This window comes from Streptomyces umbrinus (genome assembly GCF_030817415.1).
GTDB classification, from domain to species: Bacteria; Actinomycetota; Actinomycetes; order Streptomycetales; family Streptomycetaceae; genus Streptomyces; species Streptomyces umbrinus_A.
Genome location: NZ_JAUSZI010000002.1, coordinates 11884942 through 11907695, shown reverse-complemented (window position 1 = coordinate 11907695; position 22754 = coordinate 11884942). Strand labels below are relative to the sequence as shown.

Genomic DNA, 22754 nt, shown 5'->3' with positions numbered 1-22754 from the left:
CAGCAGCAGATTCCCGTAAACGGCTCCCCCACTATCGGGAGCGATTCTGTGGCAGGACAAGAGGAGAGACCATCCATGAGTAGCAGTGCCATCGGTCTGATCACCGGAGGAAGCCGTGGCCTGGGAAGAGCTACGGCGCTCAAGCTCGCCGAGGCCGGGGTCGATGTGATCATCACGTACCGGTCGGGCAAAGACGAGGCCGCGTCCCTTGTGGCGGCTGTCGAGGCTCTCGGCTGCAGGGCAGTCGCGTTCCATCTGGACACGACCGACTTCGGGGCGTTTGCTGCGTTTGTTAAGTCCGTCCGCCAGGAACTTGACGCGCGATGGGGGCGGGACACATTCGATTTCCTGGTCAACAACGCCGGCAGCGCCGCCCGCACGCCGCTCGGCGAGACCAGCGAAGAAGCGTTCGACCTCATGGTGAACGTGCATCTGAAAGGCGTCGTCTTCCTGACCCAAGCGCTGTTGCCGTTGCTTACAGATGGGGGCCGGATCGTCAACGTGTCCACTGCGCTGACTCGAACCGTCAATGAGACGATGTCGGTCTACGCCGCCGTCAAGAGCGCAGTCGACACGTACAGCCTCTACTTGGCGAAGGAACTGGGATCGCGCCGCATCAGTGTCAACACCATTGCGCCAGGACCGGTGGGCACCGACTTCGGTGGCGGGGCGATCCGCGATGACGTGCAGTTTCGTGAGGTGATTGCAGGCCAGGCAGCGCTCGGGCGGGTCGGCGAGCCCGACGATATCGCGGGCGCGATCGCGGCACTGCTGGAACCCGGAACCGGCTGGATCACGGCCCAGCGCATCGAAGTCTCCGGCGGCATGCGCCTCTGATGAAACATCAGGGACGATTCCGGACAGTCCGTCGGGCGGCAGTCCCCCTGCCGCCCGGCGGACCCGAAGACAGCTCAGGCTCTCGGCCTTCGAGGGCCGGCGGGACGGGTCTGGTGGACACTTGAGCGTGTGGATCGAAAGCAATTCGCCGATTTCCTGCGCAGCCGCCGCGAAGCCCTCCAGCCCGGGGACGTAGGCCTGCTCCACGGCGGGCCTCGTCGACGAACCCCGGGGCTGCGCCGCGAAGAGGTCGCCGCGCTCAGCCAGATGTCGACCGACTACTACGCCCGTCTCGAACAGGGCCGTGGCCCGGCGCCGTCCGAGGCGGTGCTTGGCGCGATCTCCCGTGGCCTGCGGCTGTCGCCGCGAGAGCGTGATCACCTCTTCCTGCTGGCGGGCCGGCAGGCGCCCGCCCGTGAACCGGTGAAGAGGGCCCGCTCGGTTGGTCTGTCGCGGCTTTTGGACCTGCTTCGGGGCAGCCCCGCCCAGATCGTCACGCCGGCTGGCGAAACCCTGGCGCAGACACCGCTCTCCCTCGCTCTCTTCGGTGACGAGAGCGTGCACGAGGGCCTGGAGCGCAGCCTGATGTACCGCTGGTTCACTCGTCCCGAGACCCGCCGGATCTACCCCGAGTCCGACCATGCCCGGCACAGCAGGTCGTTCACGTCCCAGCTGCGCACGGCCTGCATCCAGCAGGGCGCGGGATCTTTCCCGGAGCGGATCGTCACCGCCCTGCTCGGACAGAGCCAGGAGTTCGCCACGCTGTGGAGCATGCACGAGATCGATGCGCACCACGAGGGCTACGAGAAGCGGGTGAGGCATCCAGAGGTGGGACTTGTCGACCTCGACTGCCAGCTCCTGTTCAGCGCGGGCCAGGCGCACGGCCTGCTGGTCTTCACTGCGGCCGGGACCGACGGGCAGCACCAGTTGCGAGAGCTGTCCGATGCCGTCGGCGCCTAGACGGTGACCCGTGCTCCAGTCCGGCCGCGACACGTCCAAAGGGCCGCGGCCGGACGGCCCGCTCCCTGCGTGTCTGCAACCACCCGGACATACGGCTGAGTGAGCGATGGCCACAACGGGCGTGGGCACTCGCCAGGAAGGCGTGGTCTTCCGCCCTTACGCGTGCCTGTCGGTCAGTTCTGCGGGGCTTGCTGTGCCTCGCGGGCCAGGCTTCTGGCGATGACCGCCGCGTTGGAGGCAATGTCATCCAGCGTCGGGTGGCGGCGGCTGAGGAAGCCGCTGCGCAGGAGCGCCGCGTAGCCGTGGGCGCCCGCGATCTGCCGCTCCAGCAGGTCCAGGGCGCTGCGCGCGTCTCCGCCCGTTACGGCTAGGGCCGGTGGGAGCAACGCGTCCATGACGGTGCGTCCGGCCTGGAGCAGGTCCTCGTCGCCTGCGTCCTGCAGGTCGGGGGCGAAGATCAGGTCGAGCCCGGAGCCGTTCTCGGCGGCGAAGCGCGCGTAGGCGGCCGCGGACGCCGCCATGGCCTCGACCGGGTCCGTCCCCTGCTCGTCACGCGGCAGTTCCTCCTGGGCCTGGAGCATCCGCTCGGCGAGTGCGCCCGCCGCAGCGACGGCGCAGGCGATCAGCAGGGCCTGCTTGCTCGCGAAGTGGCGGTAGGGAGCCGCCGTACTGACGCCCGCGCGACGGGCCACCTCTGCCACAGACAGTGCGGCGATGCCCTGCTCGGCGATCAGCTGCAAGGCCGTCGAGACCAGTTCGGTCTTCAGGTCGCCGTGGTGGTAGGCGCTGCGTTTCGGCACGTCTTCCTCCCTTCCATCACTAAATGTAAGTGAGATCTTACATGAAGATGCACGGCTCTCGCGCGCCCCATCCTTCACCGGTCTGGTGGTTTGACTTCCTGCTAGAGGGCTCTTACATTGGGCTAAGTAAGAGCCCTCACACATTGGGTTTGAGCAGCGACTATGCCTTCAGGAGGGCAGACACATGACCAGCAGGCTGCAGTCCACAGTGGCGCTCATCACCGGCGCCAGCAGCGGCATCGGCCGGGCAACGGCCCTGAGGCTCGCCGAGGAAGGCGCGACCGTTGCGCTCGTCGGACGCCGCAAGGACCGGGTGGAGGAACTGGCGAAGACGGTCACCGACCAGGGCGGCCAGGCGCTGGCGATCCCCGCCGACGTCACCGACGCGGACGCCGCCGCCGCGACGGTGCGCACGATCGTCGAACGCCTGGGCCGCCTGGACATCGTGGTGAACGCCGCGGGCGCCATGCTCAACGGCGACTCGATCCGGGCGCGCATCGACGAGTGGGACCAGATGGTCGACGTCAACGTCAAGGGCGTGATGTACGTCGTCAAGGCCGCCCTGCCGCACCTTCTCGATGCGGCGAAGAGCGCGGACCGGCAGGTCGCGGACGTGATCAACATCAGCTCCGTGGCCGGACGCGTCGCTACGGCCGGCGTCGCGATCTACAACGCCAGCAAGTTCGGCGTGACCGCGGCCACCGAGGCCTGGCGCCAGGAGTTCGGGGACCGGAACCTGCGTTTCTCGGTCATCGAACCGGGCGCGGTGGACACCGAACTGTTCGGCCACCAGCAGGGACACGCCAAGGAAGCCGAGAGCCAGCGCTTCGAAGGCGTCGAGAAGCTCCACCCCGAGGACATCGCCGACGCCATCGCCTACATCGCGACCAGCCCGCGCCGCCGGGCCATCAACGAGATCGTGATCCGGCCCACCGACCAGAACTTCTGACCCGCGAGGAGACGAGCCATGTCACTACGGACCCAAGCCGCCGTCATCCGGGGCGGGGGCGTCATCGAACTGGAGGACATCCTCGTCGAGGAGCCCCGCCCGGACGAGATCCTCGTCCGGGTGGAGTCCTCCGGGATCTGCCGCACCGACCTCGAAATCCTCGAGGGCACCCTGGAGTTCCCGCTGCCCTTCGTGGCCGGCCACGAAGGGGCCGGCACGGTGGCGGCGGTCGGATCCGGCGTTACGACCGTCGAACCAGGGGACACGGTCGCCTTGGGCGCGGCCGCGTGCGGCACCTGCGCGCACTGCCGCACGGGGGCCTACCCCTACTGCGACCAGCACACGGCCATGAACTTCACCGGCACCCGTCTGGACGGCGGTACGGGTCTGCGAAGCCTCGACGGCGAGACCGTCTTCGGGCATTTCATGCGCCAGTCCTCGTGGGCGGGCCTTTCGCTGGCCCACGCCAGCAACACGGTCAAGCTGCCTTCGGATGTCGATCGCAGCGTGCTGGGGCCGTTCGGCTGCGGCATCCAGACCGGAGCCGGGGCTGTGTGGAACACCCTGGCCGTCGAGCCGGGCAGCACCGTCGCCGTCTTCGGGCTCGGCGCGGTCGGGCAAGCGGCTGTCATGGCGGCCAAGGCCGCCGGCGCCACCACGATCATCGCCGTCGGCAACCGGCAGCCGAAACTCGACCTCGCACTGGAGCTGGGGGCGACGCACGCCTTCAGCGCACGCGACGGCGACGTCGCCGACCTCGTCCGCGACGCGACCGGCGGCGGCGTGCAATACACGGTCGAGGCAGCTGGCAGAACAGACGTCATGACCACCGCCGTGGAGGTCCTCGCCGAGACGGGCCATGCTGCGATCACCGGCGTGGCGGCCGGCGAGAGCTTCCCCGTCGATGCCTGGAAGGTGATCCGCGGCCGCAGCGTGCACGGCACGACCCTCGGCGATGCCGCACCGTCGGTGATCCTTCCCCGCCTCGTCGACCTCTACCGGCAAGGGGTCTTCCCCGTGGACCGGCTCATGACCCACTACCCCCTCCAGGACATCCACCAGGCCATCGCCGACGTCGACAACGGCACCGCGATCAAGGCCGTCCTGCACCCCGAAACCGCGGGCTGACCCACCTGTCGGCCCCGCGAACCCCCGGCGTCGCCTCTTTCCCGATCTCCCTCTATTCCTTGAAGCACTTCGAAGGTGTGTGTCATGTCCACTACCACTGCGGCCTATGCCGCCCCGTCCACCGGCGTCAAACTGGAGCCCCTGACGATCTCCCGCCGTGATCTGCGCGGCGCCGATGTCCGCATCGACATCCAGTACACCGGCGTATGCCACACCGATCTCCTGCAGACCTCCGACGGCTGGGGCCCCGGCCTCTACCCCATGGTCCCCGGACACGAGATCACCGGCGTGGTCACCGAGACCGGCCCGGAGGTGACGAAGTTCGCCGTCGGCGACCGTGTCGGCGTCGGCACCTACATCGACTCCTGCGGCGAGTGCGAGCCGTGCCGAGCCGGGCTCGAGGTGTACTGCGAGAAGGGCTGCACGCCCACCTACAACGCCAAGGACCGGCACGGGGAAATCACCCAGGGCGGCTACTCGAAGCAGATCGTCGTCGATGAGCGCTACGTACTCCGCATCCCCGACAGCCTGCCCCTCGACGCGACCGCCCCCTGCGACAGGGAGGGCAGGCGGGACTACTCGACGGCGAAGAGCGCTCTGGTGGAGGAACTGGTCGCGAAGTCCTACGCGGCCCGGGTCGCTGGCCAGCCATGACGTGAGTAGGACCGCACGGGTTGGTGATGTTGTGACGCATTACCGGGCCCGTGCGGCCTTGTCCCATCCTGCCTTCTGCGGCCTTGATCGTGCACATCTCGGCGTTTTGATCGAGGAGTTGGCCGGCTCGTGGCTGGCACGGTGCGAGTCCCAGCTGCGCAAGCGACGGGGGCGGGAAGCGCCAACGGGCCGCCGGAGCCGGGCCGGTCCACAAGCTGGTCTTCACCGACCGGGTCCTGGTCACCCTGGTCCACCTGCGCCTGCAGCTGCCGCACGCGGCACTGGCCGAGCTGTACAGCGTGACCCGCCCCACCGTCACCCGCGCCCTCCACGAGATCCGCCCGCTGCTCGCCGCCCGCGGCTTCGCCGTCCCCGACCGGCCCGGCCTGCGCCTGCGCACCCTGGCCGACGTCTTCGCCTACGCCCAGGCCGAAGACGTCGAGCTGCGCATCGACGGCACCGAGACCCAGGTCCGCCGCCCCAAGGCTGGTTGCCCCGGACGCAAGGCGTTCGTCTCCGGCAAGAAGAAGCAGAACACCGCCAAGACCACCACCATCAGCGACGGCTCGGGGCGCCTGCTGTGGTCCGGGGCCGACCGGCCCGGCCGGATGCACGACCAGACCGCGATGCGCACCGAAGGCATCGCCGAACAGCTGCGGCTACACCCGGACGTCAGGGCGAAGGTCGACGAGGGCTACCGGGCCTTGCCAACGACTTCCCCCCAGCAGGTCCAGGCGCCGCCGCGCAAGCCGAAGGGCGAGGCGCCACTGGGCGAGAGGTACGCCTGGCGCGAGGAGCGCCGTCGTCAGTCCTCGGCACGGATCTGCGTGGAGCACACCATCGGCGAGGAGAAGAAGTGGCGGCCGCTCCAGCGCTACCTCGGCCGCCGAGAGTCCTACGCCGAAACGCACGCCGCCATCGCCGGACTGGTCTCCGACCGCGCGGCCCGCAGGCCCGCCCGGCGGCGCACGAGCTCCGAGCTCGTACTCGCCCGGCAGACCGCCTACTGATCACCCAGCAGCCGAACCGCCAGGCCAGCACGCCCCAACCTCAATCGCGTACCAAGTCGTTAGCCGATGCTGCGCCGCCCCGGGGCCCTTAGATGGTCATCGGTTCGCGGGATTCCTCCAGGGCGTGGTCGTCGGCCTCCTCGTCGACGTCGTCGAATGCGCCGTGGACGGTGCAGACGATGTCCTCGTGACCGTCCAGTTCGCCGTTCAGCGCCCGGAACAGGCAGGTGACGCTGTAGGCGGGCGCCCACGCGTAGCCGGTGCATTCGTCGTCGTGCGGGCACGGCAGCATCACGTCGAACCCGAGATCCCCTTCGCCGTCAACGTCGGTACGCAGGGCCAGGGTGAGGTACATCTGACCGAGGCGGATCTCCGCGACGCGGTCGCCGCCGGCGGCCTTCGAGCCGGGATTCCACCGCCACAGCGGCACGATCTCCGGTCCGAAAGTGCGGCGCACAAGCAGCAGATCGCCCAGACCGTTGCCGCCGTCCAGCCCAAGGTCGGCGGTTCGGACGCCGCTCAGCCGCTCCAGGAACGGCAGCAGCCGCAGAAGGCTGTCCGCGAAGACAACCGCGTTGAAGCCCTCCGCCCGGAGCGCGGGGTGAGAGTGGACCATCGCCTTGTGCTGCGCGAGGACCCTGTCGTCCGGCACAGTCCGGTTGGCCGGCCGCGGGCCCTGGCGCTCCACACACGGAAGCCGGGGTGGACACCATGACCGCGATGGCGGGCATGCCGTGCCGTTTGGCGGCGGCGACCAGAGGGGCCCGGGCAGAGCGTTCGACGTTCGTCGCGTTCCCCGTCAAGTTCTTCTGTTCAGTCTCCGTGCGCGAGTAAGACTCGCCTCGCGTCCGGGACTTGGCCGTGTCTGGCCAGCCTGCCCCTCAAGCTGCTGTGCTCGCCGGTTACTGGCGCAGATTGGACTTTCGGCAGTGTCGGACGACTCCCGATGTCCGTACCGTCGCTTCTGTGGAAAGCATGGTGATCAATAGTGGGACTCCGACCAGGACGGATGTTTCCCCGCGGACTCTTGCGCCGGGGAGCCTTCTGACAGCGGCCGCGGTGACGGCCGCCAGCCTGAGCATGGTGGACCTGTGGTGGACTGTCCCGACTGCCATCGCCGCGTTCCTGGCCGGACGGTGGCCTGGACGGATGGCGCCCACTGTGCTCGCTCTGGTTGGGCTTCTCGCGGCCGGCGTCGTGGCATTGTCCGTCGTGCCTGCCTGGCTGCCGTTGGCCAGCCGGTTTGTCACAGTGGTGGTCGTCGCCACGATGCTGCCCTGGTTCGCGGGCCGTTTCTGGTGCCAGTATCAGCAGCTTGTCCGGGCCGGTTGGGAGCGTGCAGAACAACTGCAACGCGAACAGGAGCTGGTCGCTGAGCAGGCCCGACTGCGCGAGCGAGCGCGTATCGCGCAGGACATGCATGACGTACTGGGCCATGACCTCAGCCTCCTCGCCCTATCGGCGGGTGCCCTGAAGCTCGCGCCGGGCCTTGAAGAGCACCATCGAAGGGCCGCAGGTGACATCAGGGCCAAGGCGGCAGGCGCAGTGGAGCGTCTCGGCGAGGTGATCGGTGTCCTGCGCGAAGAGACCAGTGACGCGCCGACGGACCCTAACGGCTCCAGTCTCACAGGCCTGATCGAAGAGGCCTCCGCGGCCGGCCTCGCGGTGAAGTTGTACACCGACGGCACGGCAGACGACCTGCCACCGGTAGCGGAGCGGGCGGTTCATCGGGTCGTGCAGGAAGCGCTGACCAACGTTGCCAAGCACGCGCCCGGCGCGACGGCGACCGTCCAAGTGACGCATACGGCAACGGAATCAAGAGTCGCCGTAGAGAACGGCCCGCCATCATCCGCGACCAACCTGCAGCCCCGGCCTCGAAGTGGGGGGCGCGGCCTCATCGGTCTCGAAGAACGTGTGCGCTTGGCCGGCGGTTCGTTCGACCATGGTCCGCGCGACGGGGGCTTTGCAGTCGCCGCGTGGATCCCGCACGCACCTGCGACACAGCCGCCACGGCTCCGCGCGCCCGCGGCCTCCCGGACCGGCGGCCAGTTACCGCAGGAACATCGCCGTGCTCGGCGCCGCGTCAGCCAGGCCCTGGTCGCTGCAGTCATGGTGCCCCTGGTGACAGGAGCGGCGCTGAGCGGAGCACTCATGGGGTGGGAGATGCTGTCGGGGTCTCGGTCGGTCTTGGAACCTGGTGACTATTCTCGCCTACGCGTGGGGCAAGATCGTTCTGAGGTGGAGCGTTTCCTGCCGGACCGGCAAACGAACTACCGACCGCTGACTGCCGAGCCGACAGGAGATGGCATAACGTGCGAGTACTACGCGATGACGGCCGACCGGTTCGACGACAGGTCCGGCGACGCTTACCGGCTCTGCTTCCGAGACGGCATCCTGATGTCCCTGGACGCGCTCACCCCATGAGTGCCCGATGATCCGGGTGCTGATCGCCGACGACGAGCCGATGATCCGGGCGGGAGTACGCGCCGTTCTTGCCTCGGATCCGGACATGGAGATCATCGCCGAGGCCAGCGACGGACACGAGGCCGTGGAACTGGTTCGACGTCACCGCCCTGCGGTAGCCGTGCTCGACATCCGTATGCCGGGGCTGAACGGCATCGACGCGGCGGCGGAGATCCGCAGCTCCGCGCCCAGCACAGGCGTCGTCATGCTGACGACGTTCGGTGAGGACGACTACATCCTGCGAGCACTCGGTGGTGGCGCGACCGGCTTCCTGATCAAATCGGGCGAGCCCGAGGAACTGATCACTGGGGTCCGGGCGGTGGCCGACGGCGCCGCCTATCTGTCACCGAAGGTCGCGGCCCGGGTCGTCGCGCACCTCGCCGCGACGGGCGCGGGCGCCCTGGCTGACCGGCGCTCCGCCGCCCGTGCCCGAGTCGACTCCCTGACCGCCCGGGAACGGGAGGTACTGGCCTTCCTCGGCAGTGGGCTGTCCAACGGGCAGATCGCCCGGCGGTTGCATGTGGTGGAGGGAACCGTCAAAGCCCATGTGAGTTCCATCCTGGCGAGGCTGGGCGTGGACAACCGCGCTGCTGCCGCGGTCGTTGCCCACGAGGCCGGGATCGTTCCCGCGCCATCCCAGACGTGATGCCGCCCGCTGAGCCAGCGGCAGCACCGTGAGCAGTACGGCCACCACCACAGTGGCGCCGAGGATCGAGCCGGCGAGTACATCGTGCGGATAGTGGACGCCCACCAAGACACGCAGCAGCGCAGCGGCTCCGGCCAGCGGCAGCGTGGCTGCTGCAAGGCGCGGCCGAAGCACGGCCATGCCGACGGCCATCCCGGCGGCCAGGGTGGCGTGGTTGCTCGGGAAAGACCAGTCTCCCGCGCCAGGGCATTCCGCGATGACGCCGACCCCCGTGCGCAGCGCGCGGCAAGGTCGCTCCTCGTCCACCACCAGCTTCACTGCTTCGCTCACCGCGTAGGCCGCGACGGTGCCAAAACCAGTCAACACCGATCCGGCGGCCCCTCGTAGATCTTTGCGGCGGACTGCTGTCCACCACGTCCAGGCCAGCAACATTCCGAGAAGCACCAGAGTGCCCTCTGTGGCTAATTCCAGGAGCGGGCCCAGCCACGACGGCGCATCTGCCACCGTCCGAGTCACCGACCGGTACGTGGACGCCGATGCTCCTCCAGTGACCTGGACGGCACCGGCTTCCCCCAACCCACCTGGGGAAAGCCAGACAACCGCTCCCGCCCCCACACTCAGGACGCCCAAAGCACCAAGCAGCCGACCAGCTCTGATCTTCTCTCGTGGTTCTTGTTCCATGGAGTCTGAACGTAGAAGCGGGGACAGCCAGGAACCCGAGCCGAACGGCAACAGCGACCCCTGCCGATCGTCAGGGTTGACGGGTACGGAATCTCTCGACCACAGCACCGGACGGCCATCCTGAACGAGGCCGCGAAGTCCGCTAACACTCGGTGTGCTGAAGGCGTGTCACGCCCTCGTCAACCCCCCGGAGATCCTCGCCGTCCCAGCCTGAGCCACTACACCGATCGGGTGGATGGCCCAGGGCGGCGCAGAGCGAGAGGACCTGGGAGGCGGGCCAGGTGTCGGCCAGCGTGCTCTTCCCGGCACCGGAGGCGCCGATGAGCACCACGAGGGGGTTCTCCGGCAGCTCGGGGTAGGTCAGCGAGGTCATGCGTGATTCCTTTCGCATCGTGCAACAGGCATGGAAAGAGGCGCACCCTGGGCTGTCCGCGCTGTGGGTGCGCCTCGTGCGGTACGTGCTGTGAGCAGGTGTTCTACCCCGGCTCGGGTGATCAGCGGTGGCCGCCCAACGGCGGAACCGACTGAACGCCGCGGCAGTCCGGCGTGCGGTCGTGGTGCAGGGACAGGCCGTGGGTGGGCCGGAGCTCCGCGAGGAGTTCCATGAGGACGTCTTCCGTGTCGAGGACGAGGTCGGTGTAGCCGCGGCCACGGTGCACGGCACGATCAGCGTCAGCACGTCGCTCGCCCCGTCGGCCTCCGTGATGCGCAGCGTGTGGTGCAGCCACAGGCCGCCACCCAGGAACGCCACCGCGGTTGCCTCGAAGCGGCGGGCTCCGTGCTCGCGCACGGCGGGGTAGCCCTGCCAGGTCTCGGGGTCGACGGCCAGGGCGAGCGAGTAGGTGTAGGCGCGGTAGACCAGGTGCGCTGCAGTCGTCTCGGCTGCGTCGCGCTCTTCTTCCTCGGAGCCCTCGTCGACGGCCGCGGCGGCGAGCTCCATCAAGTACGCCAGCGGGGAGTGCGGATCGTACGGGCGGGCCGGGGTGTGCAGGGGTGTCGGCCATGGCTCTCCTGTCCGGGTGGGGTGGTGCGCGGGCCGGGCTGTCCGGTCCTGCGCCCGGCCCCGCACCGGCCGCCGCGATCGGCGGCGGGGTGCGGGGCGGGACGCAGGACCGTCAGGCCAGGGCGCCGATCGCGGCCACCAGGAGCAGGGCGAGGGCGGTCAGGATCAGGTCGACCGCACGCCGCAGGTGCGTGAACTTCCGCAGGGCGATCACGGACAGGACCTGGATGCGGGCGGGCCGGGCGTCGCCGTCTATGCACGCGCGGACCCCGTCTTCGTCCAGGCGGGCCCAGTACGGGAAGGACGCCCGGTCGCTGCCGCCTAAGCGGGGCCGCACGACCAGGAGCAGCAGCACGGAAGCGGCCGCCAAGGCGAGGACGCCGAAGACCCGGGTGACACCTGGCAGCTGCTGGTCGGCGAGGGAGGTGAGCCCGGCGAGCACAGCTCCGGTGAAGGCGAGCAACAGACTCGATTTCCCGTCGGTGCGGGCTGAAACGCGTGGGTTCCCGGATTCCTGTGGGTCGGACCTGCGGAACTCGGACGAAAGTCCCGCTTCTTGGGAGTCAGGTAGATGGGTTCCTCGATACTGGTGTGCAGATCGGTTGCCCCGACACCGACCCAGGACTCGGCGAGAGTGGGACTCCGGGCTGGGTCTTCTTCTTTCGGATCACCCTCACGGGGGTGCGATAGGTTGCCCGCCATGACTCAGCTCGGACCCGTCGCCTGGCCACCTGCTCCGATAAGGACCGAACGGCTCGTGCTCCGCGAGTCCGAGGCTCGGGACCGTGCGGCGTTCATCGAACTGTTCGCCTCGCCAGAGGTGCGCACCACCTCGGTGGCCCCTCGCCCGCGTGATGAGCTCGAGCGCGCGATGCCCGGGCGGCGCCCTGGCCTTTCGTGGTCGCTCTCAACGGGGCCATGATCGGCACGATCGCCCTTCTCGATCGGCGCGACGCGGAGCGTCCGGGACACGTCCGTCCGGAGGGCGGGGAGGCCGAGCTCGGCTATATGTTCTTGCCGGAAGCGTGGGGATGCGGGTCCGCCGCCGAGGCGTGCGCAGCGGCACTCGACTGGTTCGCCGACGCGCTCCCCGGCGAGCTGGTGGTGCTCTTCACCCAGACCGCCAACAACCGCTCGATGAGTCTCGCAGCGAAGCTGGGCTTCACCGAGTTGGAGCGGTTCGAGGAGTGGGGCACCGAGCAGTGGTTCGGCGTGCGGTGCCGGTCACACCGTTCGGTTGAGCTAGACGGTATGTAGGTGCCGGTCGTGAGCCCGGGCCTCGCTCGCAAGTTGTCGTGGGTTGCCGGCCGGGCGCAGCCTGGCCGGTAGTGCCTACATTTGCGGGAGGCCCGGTGTTTTCTGAGCGTACGAGCGTCGGGTTGGATGTGCATGCCCGCAGCGTGGTGGCGTGCGCGATCGACACGGTGACCGGGGAGTTGATCCGCTGTCGGCTCACGCCGCAGCATGCTGACGTCCTGGGGTGGATCAGTTGCCTGCCCGGTCCAGCGGCGGTGGCCTACGAAGCCGGGCCGACCGGGTTCGGCCTGGCCCGGGCTCTTTCGGCAGCGGGGATACGCTGCGAGGTACTGGCGCCCTCGAGACTGCAGCGTCCGGCCGGTGAGCGGGTGAAAACCGATGCACGCGACGCTGTGCACCTGGCGAAGCTGCTGCGCCTGGACGAGTTCACCGCGGTGCGGGTGCCCTCGCCGGCCGAAGAAGCCGCCCGGGATCTGGTGCGGGCGCGCGAGGATGTGCGCGGGGATCTGATGGGTGCCCGCCATCGGGTGAGCAAACTGCTGCTGCGCCAAGGACTCGTGTGGAGCGGCGGAGTCACGTGGAGGCCGGCGCACCACGCGTGGCTCGACGCGCAACGCTTCGACGACCTGGCGCTGCAGGCCGCCTACGACAGCGCGTACGAGGCGGTGGTCCTGGCCGAGGCACGCCGGGCCCGACTCGATAAAGCAATCACCGCGATGGCCACCGACTCACCATGGTCTGCAATGGTCACCCGGCTCGGCTGCCTGCGCGGAATCGACACTCTCACCGCCTTCGCCCTGGCCGTGGAACTCGGCGACTGGGAGCGGTTCACCGGAGCGAGCATCGGCGCCTACCTCGGGCTGGTACCGAGTGAGTCCTCCAGCGGCCAGTGCCGTTCGCAAGGACCGATCACCAAGACCGGCAACTCCCATGCTCGCAGGCTGTTGGTCGAAGCCGCCTGGCACCACCGCAAGCGCTACCGGGCCGGGGCCAGCATCCAAGCCCGCTGGCAACGCGCACCGGCCGCAGCGCGCGCCCGCGGACACCTGGGCAACCAGCGGCTCAACCAGCGCTGGAAGACCTTCACCGCCCACCACAAGCGGCCGGTGGTCGCGAACGTGGCCATCGCCCGCGAGCTGGCCGGCTGGTGCTGGTCGCTGGCCACCCTGCCCGACTGAGACGGGCCCACAAACCGGCCGGCCGGCGACCTGGTGGCGGCAGCGTGAGGAGCGACCCGCGATAGCACTATGAGCAGCGGTGACAGCCGCCACGCTCGATCTCTAGACCCGCGGAAGCGCTCCCGCCGAACAGCCCGTCCTGCGGTAACCAACCCGCGTGTATCAGCATGGACCACGCGTCGAGACCGACACGCGCGCCACCAGGCACCGACCGGCCCCATGCACACAAGCGGCGCCCGAGACCCGTATCCCGGACGCCGCTGAAGGCTGCCCCTTGACAGATCGACCCCACATATCAGTGCTGTGACCGCATAGGTTCGCCGGGTCGGTGGTCGTGGCGGTTGGATGTGCGGTGACGTCCGTTCCGACCGCTGGAGGCGCGGTGGCTGAGCCTGTCCGTGTGAGCAGACTGACCGACCAAGAGGGGCAGCGTCCGCAGCAGATCGTGCGGCGGGGCAGCACCATTTCGGTGCGCTACCGGCGGGCGATGATGCTGCTGGCCTCGGCCGGCGGGAACCGGGTGCTGGTGATCGCCCAGCTGGTCCAGGCCGACGAGGGCACGGTGCGCGATGTGATCCACCGGTTCAACGAGATCGGGCTGGCCTGCCTGGACCCTCAGTGGGCGGGAGGCCGTCCCCGCCTGCTCAGCCCTGACGACGAAGAATTCGTCGTGGCGACGGCCACCACCCGTCCGGCCAGGCTCGGCCAGCCCTTCACCCGCTGGTCGTTACGCAAACTCGTCGCCTACCTGCGCAAAGTCCACGGCCGGGTGATCCGGATCGGCCGCGAGGCCCTGCGGCGCCTGCTCGCCCGCCGCGGCGTGACCTTCCAGCGGACCAAGACCTGGAAGGAGTCCACCGATCCCGAGCGCGACGCCAAGCTCGACCGGATCGAGTACCTCCTGGAGAACTTCCCCGACCGCATGTTCGCTTTTGACGAGTTCGGCCCGCTGGGCATCGTCCCACCGGGGGAACCTGCTGGGCCCGGCAGGGCCGCACCGACCGGGTCCCGGCGACCTACCACCGCACCCACGGCGTCACCTACTTCCACGACTCTTAATGGGTTTAGTCAAGCCGCCTGAGCCTCGTCGGCCGCCTTCTCGCGGGGGTTGTACTCCCTCTCGTAGAGCCGGCCGTCCCGGAGCATGGCCCACAGGATGGAGACTCGTTGGCGGGCGACAGCGATGACGGCCTTCTTATGGCGGCCCCTGTCGTGCGTGTAGCCCTGGTACTTGCGCAGGTACATCTCCCTCTCCCACGTCCCCGCGGTCAGGCACGCGGACTGGCTGGACAGGAAGAAGGCCCGTTGTAGGGGCCGACTGTACTGGGTAGGGCGCTGGCGGTTCCCCGTGTTCGAGCCGGAGTCCCTGGAGACGGGGGCCATTCCTGATGCGACAGCGAGCCGTCCAGCACTCGGGAATCTGGAAATATCACCGATCGCTGCGAGAAGCTCAGCCGCAAGGAGCTCGCCGAAGCCGGGCATGGAAAGGACAAGGGTGTGGCTCTCCTTCAGGGACGTTCCTGATCAGGCCGTGAGGTCGTAGTTGTGCTGGTCGGGGGTGGGGTAGAGGCGTTCGTGTTCGCGGGCGAGGTGGTGTCGCCAGTAGGCGGCAAAGTCGCCGTTGTCGATGAGGGCTCGGAGCGTGAGGACGGCTTCGGCTCCGTCGAGTCCCCAGCGGCTGCCGGTGATGTCGAGGCGGTCGCCGATCAGGTGGCGGCAGGCGCCTTCGATCGGGCCGGTGGCGATCGGCCAGCCGGCTGCGAGGGCGGTGTCGTAGCGAAGCTGGTCGAGGTGTCCGGTGAGGTAGCGGACGCAGGCGTCGGCGCTTTCGCGCCTCGTTCCGTGCAGGTGGGCCCGGTCGGCCTCTGCCGTGATCTCGGCGGCGGCTCGGTCTGCCTGCCCGTGGAGGACCGTGGTGAGGTGAGCGGCGACCCAGACTTCGGCGTCGGGAGTGCCGGGCTTGTGGAAGCAGTGGGCCGCTGCCCAGACGTACTCGGCCACGTGCACGAAGTCGAGCAGGACGTGCACCTTGATATGGCGTCGGTCGGCTTCGGCTCGGATCAACTCCAGTTGGTGGCGGGCGCCGTCGACCAGGACAATCCAGTCGCGCAGATGGTCCCGGTCGCGGGCTTCGGCCTGGTCAAATGCGGCGGCGATCACGTGCTCGGGCGGGTGGACCAGGGAGGCGGTGAGCCACTTGCGCTGTGCTCTTGGCCCCGGGCGAGGCGTCCGTGTGGTGCTGCGGCCCTCGGGCGGGGCGATCACGTCATGGGGCCGACGCGGGGCCGGGTCGGTATCGAAGACGCAGGCCAGGGTGGCCATCCGCTTGCGGTGCGGTTTCTCGCCCGGAGCCAGCCGGGTGCGCAGAGCCCGCCGGCCGTTCAGGTGTGCTTTCAGTGTCGCGGGCCGCAGAGCCTCGGGCCGCATGACGACGCCCTTGCCGTCGACCTGCATCACGAGCGCGGTCGCGGCGGTCGACGGGTGCGGAATCGTGCACCGGTAGAAGTCATCGACGTCCACCGCTGCGGCGACGACCAGCAGTTCGGCCTGCCGTTTGCCCAGAACTCTCCCGCAGCTGCGGTCAATTGCCTCCTTGGCCTGGTCGTAGGAGCCGCGAACGGCTTCGAGGACGGCGAGCCGACGCAGGCCGTGGGAGTGCAGGTGGGCGGGCAGTGAGAGTTCCGCGTCGGCCGGGTGCACGCTGCTCTGGCCCTTGCCCCGCCAAGCGCACCGCGTGATGGTGACCGTGCCGAACACGCAGGCCAGCAGGCGGGAATGTCCCGTCTCATGGTGCGGGCGTACGTGTCCGTCCGCACCACGGACCACCTGGTCTTTCGTCTGCAGCAGTTGTTCCCGCTCCCGCTTCTCCCGCAGATCGAGATGCGCTTGGAACAGCAGCCGCAACAGTTCACGGCCTTGAAGCCCGACAAGGTCCTCGAGTTCGTGATGGGACAGCGCGGCCGACTCCGGCCCGGCCAACGCGCCTTTCAGGCAGTCGAAGGCCCTTGTCGCGGCAGTGAATGGATCGATGGCATCGAAGGCGTCGTAGGGTTCCACCGGCTCTTCTTTCAGCGACTTCGGTTTGGTGTGGTACCTCCGAAGTTAGAGAGAAGAGCCTTTATCGTTCCGCGAGTTCGCCGATTCCCCGCCCGACCCCGGATGTGCGGGGGCGAACCGTCCGGGCTGGTCCTCGATCAGCCAGCCCCGTTCCACCAGCCGCTTCAGCTTCCCCCGCGTCCCCTCGATCTTCGCGGTCACCGCGGGCAGCCCGATCCGGGGCACGATCTGCTTGGCCTGCATCGGCCCCGACGCGTCCGCGATCACCTCCACGATGTCCCGGTACACATCCGGCAGCACGACCGTCGTGAGACCTTCCCGCCAGTGCGGCACCATGACCGCCCCCACCACCCGCACCTCGGGCTCCACCGGTGCCTTCGCCGCCACCGGCTCCCGCAACGGCGCAGTCCCGGCCACGTCCTGCCCGGACAGCTCAGCGAGCACCTGGGCCACCGTCTCGCGCGTCACCCGCAGCCGCGACCACACCTCACGCTCACCCACCAGCCGTGAGGTCAACTCGGCTATCTCCGCCTCGAGTTCCTCCACCCGGACACGGGCAGCCGCCTCCCGCGCCTCCAACTCCTCGATCAACGACACCATCGACGCCCCCCTACTTCACCCGCCACAGTAGAAGGACGCCTACCCCGCCCACACCATCAACCAGCGTTCTCCCAGCTCAGGGCTTCCCTGGAGGAGAGCCACACCCAAAGGACAATGGGCGCCTGGGGGTGCTGGGAGAGAATTTCCTTGATCTTGCTTTCCAGTTCCTTCAGGCGGACGTTCATCTGCGTGATCTTCTGGGCGAGTTCGGCTACCAGCTCGGCCGCCAGGTCCTCTCCGCTAATAGCTGAGTCCTGTGCCTTAGCGGCCGTCACTGCCTTCTCTGCGATGGTTGCCGCTTTCCTCACGCCGCGCTTGGCGAGCCAGGCTGTGAGCCTGCTCTCGCCCATCCGCCGAATGGCTGCTGGTGTCTGGTATCCGGAAAGCAAGACCAGCGGGCCGTCGGATCGGGCGAAATCGAAGGACCGCTCCAGCTCGGGGAAGATGCTGGTGAGCATGGCCCTCATGCGGTTGATGGTTCTGGTGCGTTCGACTGAGAGGCCATTGCGGTGGGAGAGGATCAGAGTGAGTTCCTTGGTGATCCTCGGAGGTGCTGGCACCGGGACTGTCTGCCGCCGGAGACAGCGGGCGAACTCGGCGATGACGTAGGAGTCTTTCAAGTCGGACTTGCCCTGGCCGCTGAAGCTCTTCTTGAACGCTGCGAACTTTGAGCCTGTGACGTACCGGGGACTCTGACCGTGGTTGGCCAGGGTCCCCAGCAGCAACGCTGCTGGCCCTTCAACGAGGTCAAGTGCCCACGTCACGTGGTCTGCTGTATCCATAACCTCACCGAATACGGTCAGGATGTCGGGCTCGGAGTTGATCACCTTGCGGTTCCACAGTGGGTCGCCATCGGCATCGACCACGGTGATCCAGTGATGTCCTTTCCCCACGTCGATCCCGGCCCATACCTGTGGCGGCCGTTGCGTCATCTCGCCTCTCCAGATCGAACACGAACAGGAAGTGCCAGGCCACCTCTGAAGCAAGTCCGTACGAGCGATCGAGGTCGCAGCTCTTAATCAGTTATGGCAGGTGACCAGAAGACTGGCCGACGGAGTCGACATGAGCCCCATGACGGGCAGGAGTACGAGAGCCGCATCCAGCCCTCCTGGCTATAGATGCAACGATCATCAGACAGTCGGGACACCCGCTGGCAAGTCCGTACGAGCGATCGAGTCGCCACTCTTAATCAGCAGTTACGGGGCGTCCCGGAAGGCCGGCCGACGGAGTCGTGAAGAGCCCTTTGATGGGCAGGCTGCTACGAGTCGCATCCGGCCTTCCTGGCCGGACGCGGAGTTTACAGCCCGATCGGGTGCCCACCTGCACGCCCGTACTGTAGCGATCCTGATCGCAGCTCTTAATTAGCAGCGAGGGCGAGCAGCAGCACCGGTGTCCCGGGGATGCCGCCCATGCCCGATCGAGCCTGATTGAAGGGTACGGGCTGCTACTCGATCGGCGACGACACCTTGTGGGGCGTCAACCGCCGTCGCAAGGGAGCGGCCAACAGCCTGGCCGCGCTCAAGTCCGTCCGGGCCGCCCGCCCGGACGGCGCCCCGATCTACGTGATCCTGGACAACCTCTCCGCACACAAGGGCACGAAGATCCGCCGGTGGGCGCAGAAGAACAAGGTCGAGCTGTGCTTCACCCCGACCTATGCCTCCTGGGCCAACCCGATCGAGGCGCACTTCGGGCCGCTGCGGCAGTTCACGCTCGCCAACTCGAACCGTCCCGACCACTGCGTCCAGACCCGCGAGTTGCACCGCTATCTGCGGTGGCGTAATCAGAACGCTCGGCACCCCGATGTCCTGGCCGCCCAGCGACGCGAACGCGCCCGCGTCCGCAGCGAGAAGGGCATCCGCTGGGGCGGACGCCCACTGCCCGTCACGGCCTGACGCCTGGCTCACCACCGCCGCCGAGCCCTACCACCGCGACTCACCCCTGGGGCCGAGCTTGGACCGGGCTGTGCCGTGTCCGGCTTCGGCCCCGGCCGTAATTCGCTTGCCCTGGCTACGGGTTAACGCTGCACTGTGGCCAGACACCATGAGTCGTGGTGCCGGCATCCCGAGGAGGCAGCGGCAACAATGGAGATCCGTCCCACGACCGACAAGGATCTCGACGACTTCGTCGACACAGTCCATGCCGCGTTCGGGCTCTTCCCGGAACCCCCGGTCGAGGGCGGCGGGCTCTGGTGGTCGGCGCTCGAAATGGACCGCTGTCTGCTCGCTCTGACGGCGGACGGGCGGCCTGTCGGCACCGCCGCCGCGCACTCCTTCGAGCTCACCCTGCCCGGTGAGACCCTCGTCTCGGCCGCCGGGGTGACCGCCGTCGGCGTCCTGCCCTCGCACCGGCGCCAGGGCGTGCTCAGCGCGATGATGCGGCATCAGCTCGCTGAGTTGCGGGCCGGCGGGGAGTTCCTTTCCGTGCTGCTGGCCTCTGAGGCTCCGATCTACGGCAGGTTCGGCTACGGACCGGCGACCTACACGGCGCAGCTGACGGTGCCGCGCCACAAGGGCGCCCTCGCCGTTCCCCGGGCACGCGGAGTGGCCGACGCACCAGCGACCGGCTCGGACAACGGCTCGGTCGAGGTGCTGCGTCGGGTCGAGTGCGGCGAGATTCTGGAAGAGGTCTACGACCGGTACCGCCGCGCCCAGCCCGGCGCGCTGTCCCGTCCGCACCGCTGGTGGGCCTTGCGCGCGGGGCAGCCCCCGATCTCGCCGGCGCCGCGCTACGTCGCCGTCCACCGGGACGCCGACGGCGTCCCGGACGGGTACGCCAGCTACTCGGTCGAGTCCGGCACCCTGACGGTCGACGAGACCATCGCCACCGACGACGCCGTCTTCACGGCCCTGGCCCGGTTCGTACTCGGACACGATCTGGTCTCTCAGGTCGTGTTCAAGCACGTCCCGCCCGGGCACCCGCTGCGCTGGCAGTTCGCGGATTTCCGCGCCGGCGAGGTGAGCGGCGACATGGACTGGCTCTGGGCGCGGCTGCTGGACGTCCCGCGTGCTCTGACCGCGCGCGGCTGGTTCACGGACGGCGAACTCGTCCTCGACATCGACGACCCGTTCTTCGGCGAACACGGCCGCTACCTGCTGACCGTCCGGGACGGCAAGGCTGACTGCGTCCCCACGGACCGGAAGCCCGACCTGTCCATGGACGTGCGCGACCTGGGCTCCGTCTACCTCGGCGGCACCGCCCCGAGCACGCTCGTACGTGCCGGACACATCCAAGCCCACCGCCAAGGCGCGGCCACCCTCGCTGACTCCCTCTTCCGCGCCGACCGTCCCCCGCACTGCCTGCACTGGTTCTGACCGCGCGCTCGCCGACCCTGCACAAGTCTCGTCGGCCCATAGTCACCCGTCGGGGCGGATGCTGCCGACGGGCGAAGTGGCGAGTGAGTCCAGCCAGGAGCGGGGGGGTGCCTCTATGTCTTTCGTCAACCCTGTCGTGCCGGGTTTGGGGTGATTCGTTGGTATGGGGTTCATGCGGCGGCGGGGGTGGCGGTGTCGGGCTCGCGGGGTTCGTAGAAGGTGCCGTCGCGGAGCATGGCGAACAGGACGCTGATGCGTTGGCGCGCGAGGCGGAGGAGGGCTTGGGTGTGGGTCTTTCCGCGGCCTCGCTGGCGGTCGTAGTAGGTGCGGGAGGCGGGGTCGGCGTTCATGCAGGCGAAGGCGGAGAGGAACATGGCGCGTTTGAGCTGCCGGTTTCCGCCCCGTGGGGCGTGTTCGCCGTGGATCGAGGTGCCCGACGACTTCGTGGTCGGGGCCAGGCCGGCGTAGGAGGCGAGGTGGGCGGCGGTGGGAAAGCTGGTGCCGTCGCCGACGGTGACCAGCAGGACGGCGGCGGTCCTGACGCCGACGCCGGGCATCGACGTCAGGACCGGGGAAAGAGGGTGCGCCTCCAGCAGAGCGTTGATCTGGGCTTCCAGAGCCCGGCGCTGGGTGTGGACGGCGGCGAGCGAGGCGGCCAGGGAGGGCACGACGATGTCGAGGGTGCCGGTGCCGGGCACGACGACGGTCTGTTCGTCGAGCGCGTCGAAGACGTCGTCGATCAGCCGCTGGGCCATGCGTGGGGCCTTGGGCCGGATGAGCTCGACGAGTCTGCGGCGGCCGGCTTTTCGCAGGGCGGCCGGGGATCCGTAACGCTCCAGGAGCCAGGTGACGGCCTGGTGGTCGAGGCGGGGGCCGAGGACGCGTTCGAGGCTGGGGTGGAACTGGGTGAGCAGGCCGCGTATCCGGTTGCTGGTGCGGGTGGCCTCGGCGGCGAGGTCCTGGTCGAAGCCGACGAGCACGGTCAGCTCGGCGGTGATCTCGTCGGTCAGTTCCAGCGATCGCAGGGTGTGCGGCATGGTGCGGGCCGCGTCCGCGATCACCGCGGCATCCTTGGCGTCGGTCTTGGCCTCACCCGGGTAGAGGTCGGCGATCCGGCGCATGGCCAGGCCGGGCAGGTAGGCGACCTGGCAGCCCGAGTCCCGGGCCACGGTCAGGGGGAGAGCACCGATGGAGGCGGGCTGGTCCACGATCACCAGCACGGTGCCGAACTTCGCGATCAGCCTGTCGAACACCGCCCGCAGTTTCGGCTCGCTGTTGGGCATGGCCTTGTCGAAGACCTTCTTGCCGGCTGGGGTCAGTCCGTGCCCGTGATGGGCGCTCTTGCCGACGTCCATGCCGAGGAAGACGCCCACACTGCTGGTATCGAACATCGCACCCTTCCAAAGGAGTTGAACGGTGCCGGCCTCGGCAGTGGTGTCGTACGCGCGCATCCACGTTATGCAGACCTGCCGCCCGCGGATTGTCCGGCATTGCGCCGGACCGGGCGGTGGCCGGACCTCTCATCAGCGTCTCCGACGGCACCTCCCGGGCCCGGTGACACCACCCCCCAGGTCATCCGTTCGACAGGGGGACACAGTCATGCCGGGCCCGGAGGCCAGCGGTCCTCTTGCAGGACCGCGAAGAACATAACGGGGAGGGCGGCCGGGCTGGAGCGGGCACACCGTCACGAACGGCCGGACAACCTCGCCTCCCCTGCGGCGGCTCGGCGAGGAACTGACCCACCACCGCTGCCTCGTCCACGGGCGGGCGGCCCGGGAATGGATCGCCTACTGGGCACGCTGCCACGCCATGCCGGTGAACCTATGTGGTCACAGCACTATGGCGCCGAAAGAGCACTTCGCCGGGCTGGAGAAGCTCGACCCGACCCGGCGCACCGATCCGGACCGGCGACGGGTCCGGATCGAGCAGCCCGACCTGGAGGCGATCCTGCACCGGCACGCCACCGGGCTCGCGTCGAGGTGCGCCGCGAGCAGGAGGTGGTCGGGATCCGGCAGGACGACCACGCGGTCACCGTCGAGGTCCGGACCACCGGCGGCGTGCGGGAACCCGGCGCACGGTACGTCGTCGGCTGCGACGGCGCGGGCAGCAACGCCGCGGGCTCGCCGGCTTTGACTCTGCCGGCACCGACGCGACCGTCACCGGTCGGATGGCGGTGGTCGACCTGGTGGACCAGGAGAAGCCGCGGCCAGGATTTCACTA

General features: G+C 68.8%; 16 protein-coding genes and 9 pseudogenes. 14 read left to right on the top strand and 11 right to left on the bottom strand.

Translation table 11 applies throughout. The features are described from left to right. Positions 1–75: 75 nt before the first annotated feature. Positions 76–837: an SDR family NAD(P)-dependent oxidoreductase gene (locus QF035_RS53115; protein WP_307530208.1), complete on the top strand. Its 762-nt coding sequence runs from the start codon at positions 76–78 to the stop codon at positions 835–837. A gap of 129 nt (positions 838–966) precedes the next feature. Continuing rightward, the gene (locus tag QF035_RS53110; RefSeq protein ID WP_307530206.1) at positions 967–1797 is read left to right on the top strand and encodes a helix-turn-helix transcriptional regulator; all 831 of its coding nucleotides are present in this window, start codon (positions 967–969) and stop codon (positions 1795–1797) included. A gap of 173 nt (positions 1798–1970) precedes the next feature. Here the strand turns inward: QF035_RS53110 and QF035_RS53105 are convergent, their stop codons facing one another. After that, positions 1971–2597, bottom strand: a complete 627-nt coding sequence (locus tag QF035_RS53105) for a TetR/AcrR family transcriptional regulator (RefSeq protein WP_307530204.1) — start codon at positions 2595–2597, stop codon at positions 1971–1973. A 184-nt stretch (positions 2598–2781) separates the two neighbouring features. Between QF035_RS53105 and QF035_RS53100 the strand changes: the two genes are divergently transcribed. From QF035_RS53100 to QF035_RS53085, 4 genes and pseudogenes are all read left to right on the top strand, one after another. Next, complete coding sequence (locus QF035_RS53100; protein WP_307530202.1) at positions 2782–3546, top strand: SDR family NAD(P)-dependent oxidoreductase; 765 nt, start codon at positions 2782–2784, stop codon at positions 3544–3546. Positions 3547–3564: 18 nt separating this feature from the next. Next, a complete protein-coding gene (locus QF035_RS53095) occupies positions 3565–4674 on the top strand; it encodes an NAD(P)-dependent alcohol dehydrogenase (protein ID WP_307530200.1) in 1110 nt (369 codons plus the stop codon). A gap of 84 nt (positions 4675–4758) precedes the next feature. Then, entirely contained in the window at positions 4759–5328 is a 570-nt protein-coding gene (locus tag QF035_RS53090; RefSeq protein WP_307530198.1) for an alcohol dehydrogenase catalytic domain-containing protein, read from the top strand. Between the two features lie 31 nt (positions 5329–5359). Then, positions 5360–6338: pseudogene (locus QF035_RS53085) on the top strand (transposase family protein). An 88-nt stretch (positions 6339–6426) separates the two neighbouring features. Here QF035_RS53085 and QF035_RS53080 read toward each other — a convergent pair. Next, a pseudogene (locus QF035_RS53080) lies at positions 6427–7132 on the bottom strand (AAA family ATPase); the annotation flags it as partial. 181 nt (positions 7133–7313) lie between these two features. On the opposite strand from QF035_RS53080, the gene QF035_RS53075 reads away from it, so the two are divergent. After that, complete coding sequence (locus QF035_RS53075; RefSeq protein ID WP_307532008.1) at positions 7314–8762, top strand: sensor histidine kinase; 1449 nt, start codon at positions 7314–7316, stop codon at positions 8760–8762. Positions 8763–8769: 7 nt separating this feature from the next. Beyond that, on the top strand, positions 8770–9447 hold the full coding sequence (locus QF035_RS53070) for a response regulator (RefSeq protein WP_307530196.1): 678 nt from the start codon (positions 8770–8772) through the stop codon (positions 9445–9447). Here the strand turns inward: QF035_RS53070 and QF035_RS56340 are convergent. From QF035_RS56340 to QF035_RS53055, 3 genes and pseudogenes are all read right to left on the bottom strand, one after another. Beyond that, positions 9373–10128 (bottom strand): annotated as a pseudogene (locus tag QF035_RS56340) (phosphatase PAP2 family protein); the annotation flags it as partial. The gene QF035_RS53070 and the pseudogene QF035_RS56340 overlap by 75 nt on opposite strands. 247 nt (positions 10129–10375) lie before the next feature. Then, a pseudogene (locus QF035_RS53060) lies at positions 10376–10501 on the bottom strand (ATP-binding protein); the annotation flags it as partial. Between the two features lie 742 nt (positions 10502–11243). Further along, positions 11244–11594, bottom strand: coding sequence for a Pycsar system effector family protein (locus tag QF035_RS53055; protein WP_307530194.1), 351 nt, complete (start codon positions 11592–11594; stop codon positions 11244–11246). A 237-nt stretch (positions 11595–11831) separates the two neighbouring features. Here QF035_RS53055 and QF035_RS53050 point away from each other — a divergent pair. The 3 genes and pseudogenes from QF035_RS53050 to QF035_RS53040 form a co-directional block, all read left to right on the top strand. Further along, positions 11832–12388 (top strand): annotated as a pseudogene (locus tag QF035_RS53050) (GNAT family N-acetyltransferase). A gap of 38 nt (positions 12389–12426) precedes the next feature. Further along, positions 12427–13566, top strand: coding sequence for an IS110 family transposase (locus tag QF035_RS53045; protein WP_307530191.1), 1140 nt, complete (start codon positions 12427–12429; stop codon positions 13564–13566). A gap of 382 nt (positions 13567–13948) precedes the next feature. Further along, positions 13949–14616, top strand: a pseudogene (locus tag QF035_RS53040) (helix-turn-helix domain-containing protein); the annotation flags it as partial. A gap of 18 nt (positions 14617–14634) precedes the next feature. Here QF035_RS53040 and QF035_RS53035 read toward each other — a convergent pair. The 5 genes and pseudogenes from QF035_RS53035 to QF035_RS53020 all read right to left on the bottom strand — a co-directional run bounded on the left by QF035_RS53035 (position 14635) and on the right by QF035_RS53020 (position 18155). Continuing rightward, the gene (locus QF035_RS53035; RefSeq protein ID WP_307519953.1) at positions 14635–14811 is read right to left on the bottom strand and encodes a hypothetical protein; all 177 of its coding nucleotides are present in this window, start codon (positions 14809–14811) and stop codon (positions 14635–14637) included. 9 nt (positions 14812–14820) lie between these two features. Continuing rightward, a pseudogene (locus QF035_RS56125) lies at positions 14821–15078 on the bottom strand (transposase); the annotation flags it as partial. Between the two features lie 12 nt (positions 15079–15090). Then, entirely contained in the window at positions 15091–16623 is a 1533-nt protein-coding gene (locus tag QF035_RS53030; protein WP_307517527.1) for an ISKra4 family transposase, read from the bottom strand. Between the two features lie 45 nt (positions 16624–16668). Next, the gene (locus QF035_RS53025; protein ID WP_307517526.1) at positions 16669–17223 is read right to left on the bottom strand and encodes a hypothetical protein; all 555 of its coding nucleotides are present in this window, start codon (positions 17221–17223) and stop codon (positions 16669–16671) included. A gap of 56 nt (positions 17224–17279) precedes the next feature. Beyond that, complete coding sequence (locus tag QF035_RS53020; RefSeq protein ID WP_307530189.1) at positions 17280–18155, bottom strand: IS110 family transposase; 876 nt, start codon at positions 18153–18155, stop codon at positions 17280–17282. 507 nt (positions 18156–18662) lie between these two features. On the opposite strand from QF035_RS53020, the pseudogene QF035_RS53015 reads away from it, so the two are divergent. Both QF035_RS53015 and QF035_RS53010 read left to right on the top strand, forming a co-directional pair. Next, a pseudogene (locus tag QF035_RS53015) lies at positions 18663–19115 on the top strand (transposase); the annotation flags it as partial. A gap of 189 nt (positions 19116–19304) precedes the next feature. Next, positions 19305–20534, top strand: a complete 1230-nt coding sequence (locus QF035_RS53010; protein ID WP_307530188.1) for a GNAT family N-acetyltransferase — start codon at positions 19305–19307, stop codon at positions 20532–20534. A gap of 170 nt (positions 20535–20704) precedes the next feature. Here the strand turns inward: QF035_RS53010 and QF035_RS53005 are convergent, their stop codons facing one another. Continuing rightward, on the bottom strand, positions 20705–21925 hold the full coding sequence (locus QF035_RS53005; protein WP_307532006.1) for an IS110 family transposase: 1221 nt from the start codon (positions 21923–21925) through the stop codon (positions 20705–20707). On the opposite strand from QF035_RS53005, the pseudogene QF035_RS56120 reads away from it, so the two are divergent. Further along, a pseudogene (locus QF035_RS56120) lies at positions 21866–22678 on the top strand (FAD-dependent monooxygenase); the annotation flags it as partial. The gene QF035_RS53005 and the pseudogene QF035_RS56120 overlap by 60 nt on opposite strands. Between the last annotated feature and the right edge of the window lie 76 nt (positions 22679–22754).

Coding starts and splice junctions, on each gene's coding strand:
- QF035_RS53025 (WP_307517526.1), bottom strand. CDS start 17,223: ATGGTGTCGTTGATCGAGGAGTTGGAGGCGCGGGAGGCGGCTGCCCGT.
- QF035_RS53115 (WP_307530208.1), top strand. CDS start 76: ATGAGTAGCAGTGCCATCGGTCTGATCACCGGAGGAAGCCGTGGCCTG.
- QF035_RS53020 (WP_307530189.1), bottom strand. CDS start 18,155: ATGACGCAACGGCCGCCACAGGTATGGGCCGGGATCGACGTGGGGAAA.
- QF035_RS53010 (WP_307530188.1), top strand. CDS start 19,305: ATGGAGATCCGTCCCACGACCGACAAGGATCTCGACGACTTCGTCGAC.
- QF035_RS53100 (WP_307530202.1), top strand. CDS start 2,782: ATGACCAGCAGGCTGCAGTCCACAGTGGCGCTCATCACCGGCGCCAGC.
- QF035_RS53005 (WP_307532006.1), bottom strand. CDS start 21,925: ATGTTCGATACCAGCAGTGTGGGCGTCTTCCTCGGCATGGACGTCGGC.
- QF035_RS53075 (WP_307532008.1), top strand. CDS start 7,314: ATGGTGATCAATAGTGGGACTCCGACCAGGACGGATGTTTCCCCGCGG.
- QF035_RS53090 (WP_307530198.1), top strand. CDS start 4,759: ATGTCCACTACCACTGCGGCCTATGCCGCCCCGTCCACCGGCGTCAAA.
- QF035_RS53070 (WP_307530196.1), top strand. CDS start 8,770: ATGATCCGGGTGCTGATCGCCGACGACGAGCCGATGATCCGGGCGGGA.
- QF035_RS53035 (WP_307519953.1), bottom strand. CDS start 14,811: ATGTACCTGCGCAAGTACCAGGGCTACACGCACGACAGGGGCCGCCAT.
- QF035_RS53095 (WP_307530200.1), top strand. CDS start 3,565: ATGTCACTACGGACCCAAGCCGCCGTCATCCGGGGCGGGGGCGTCATC.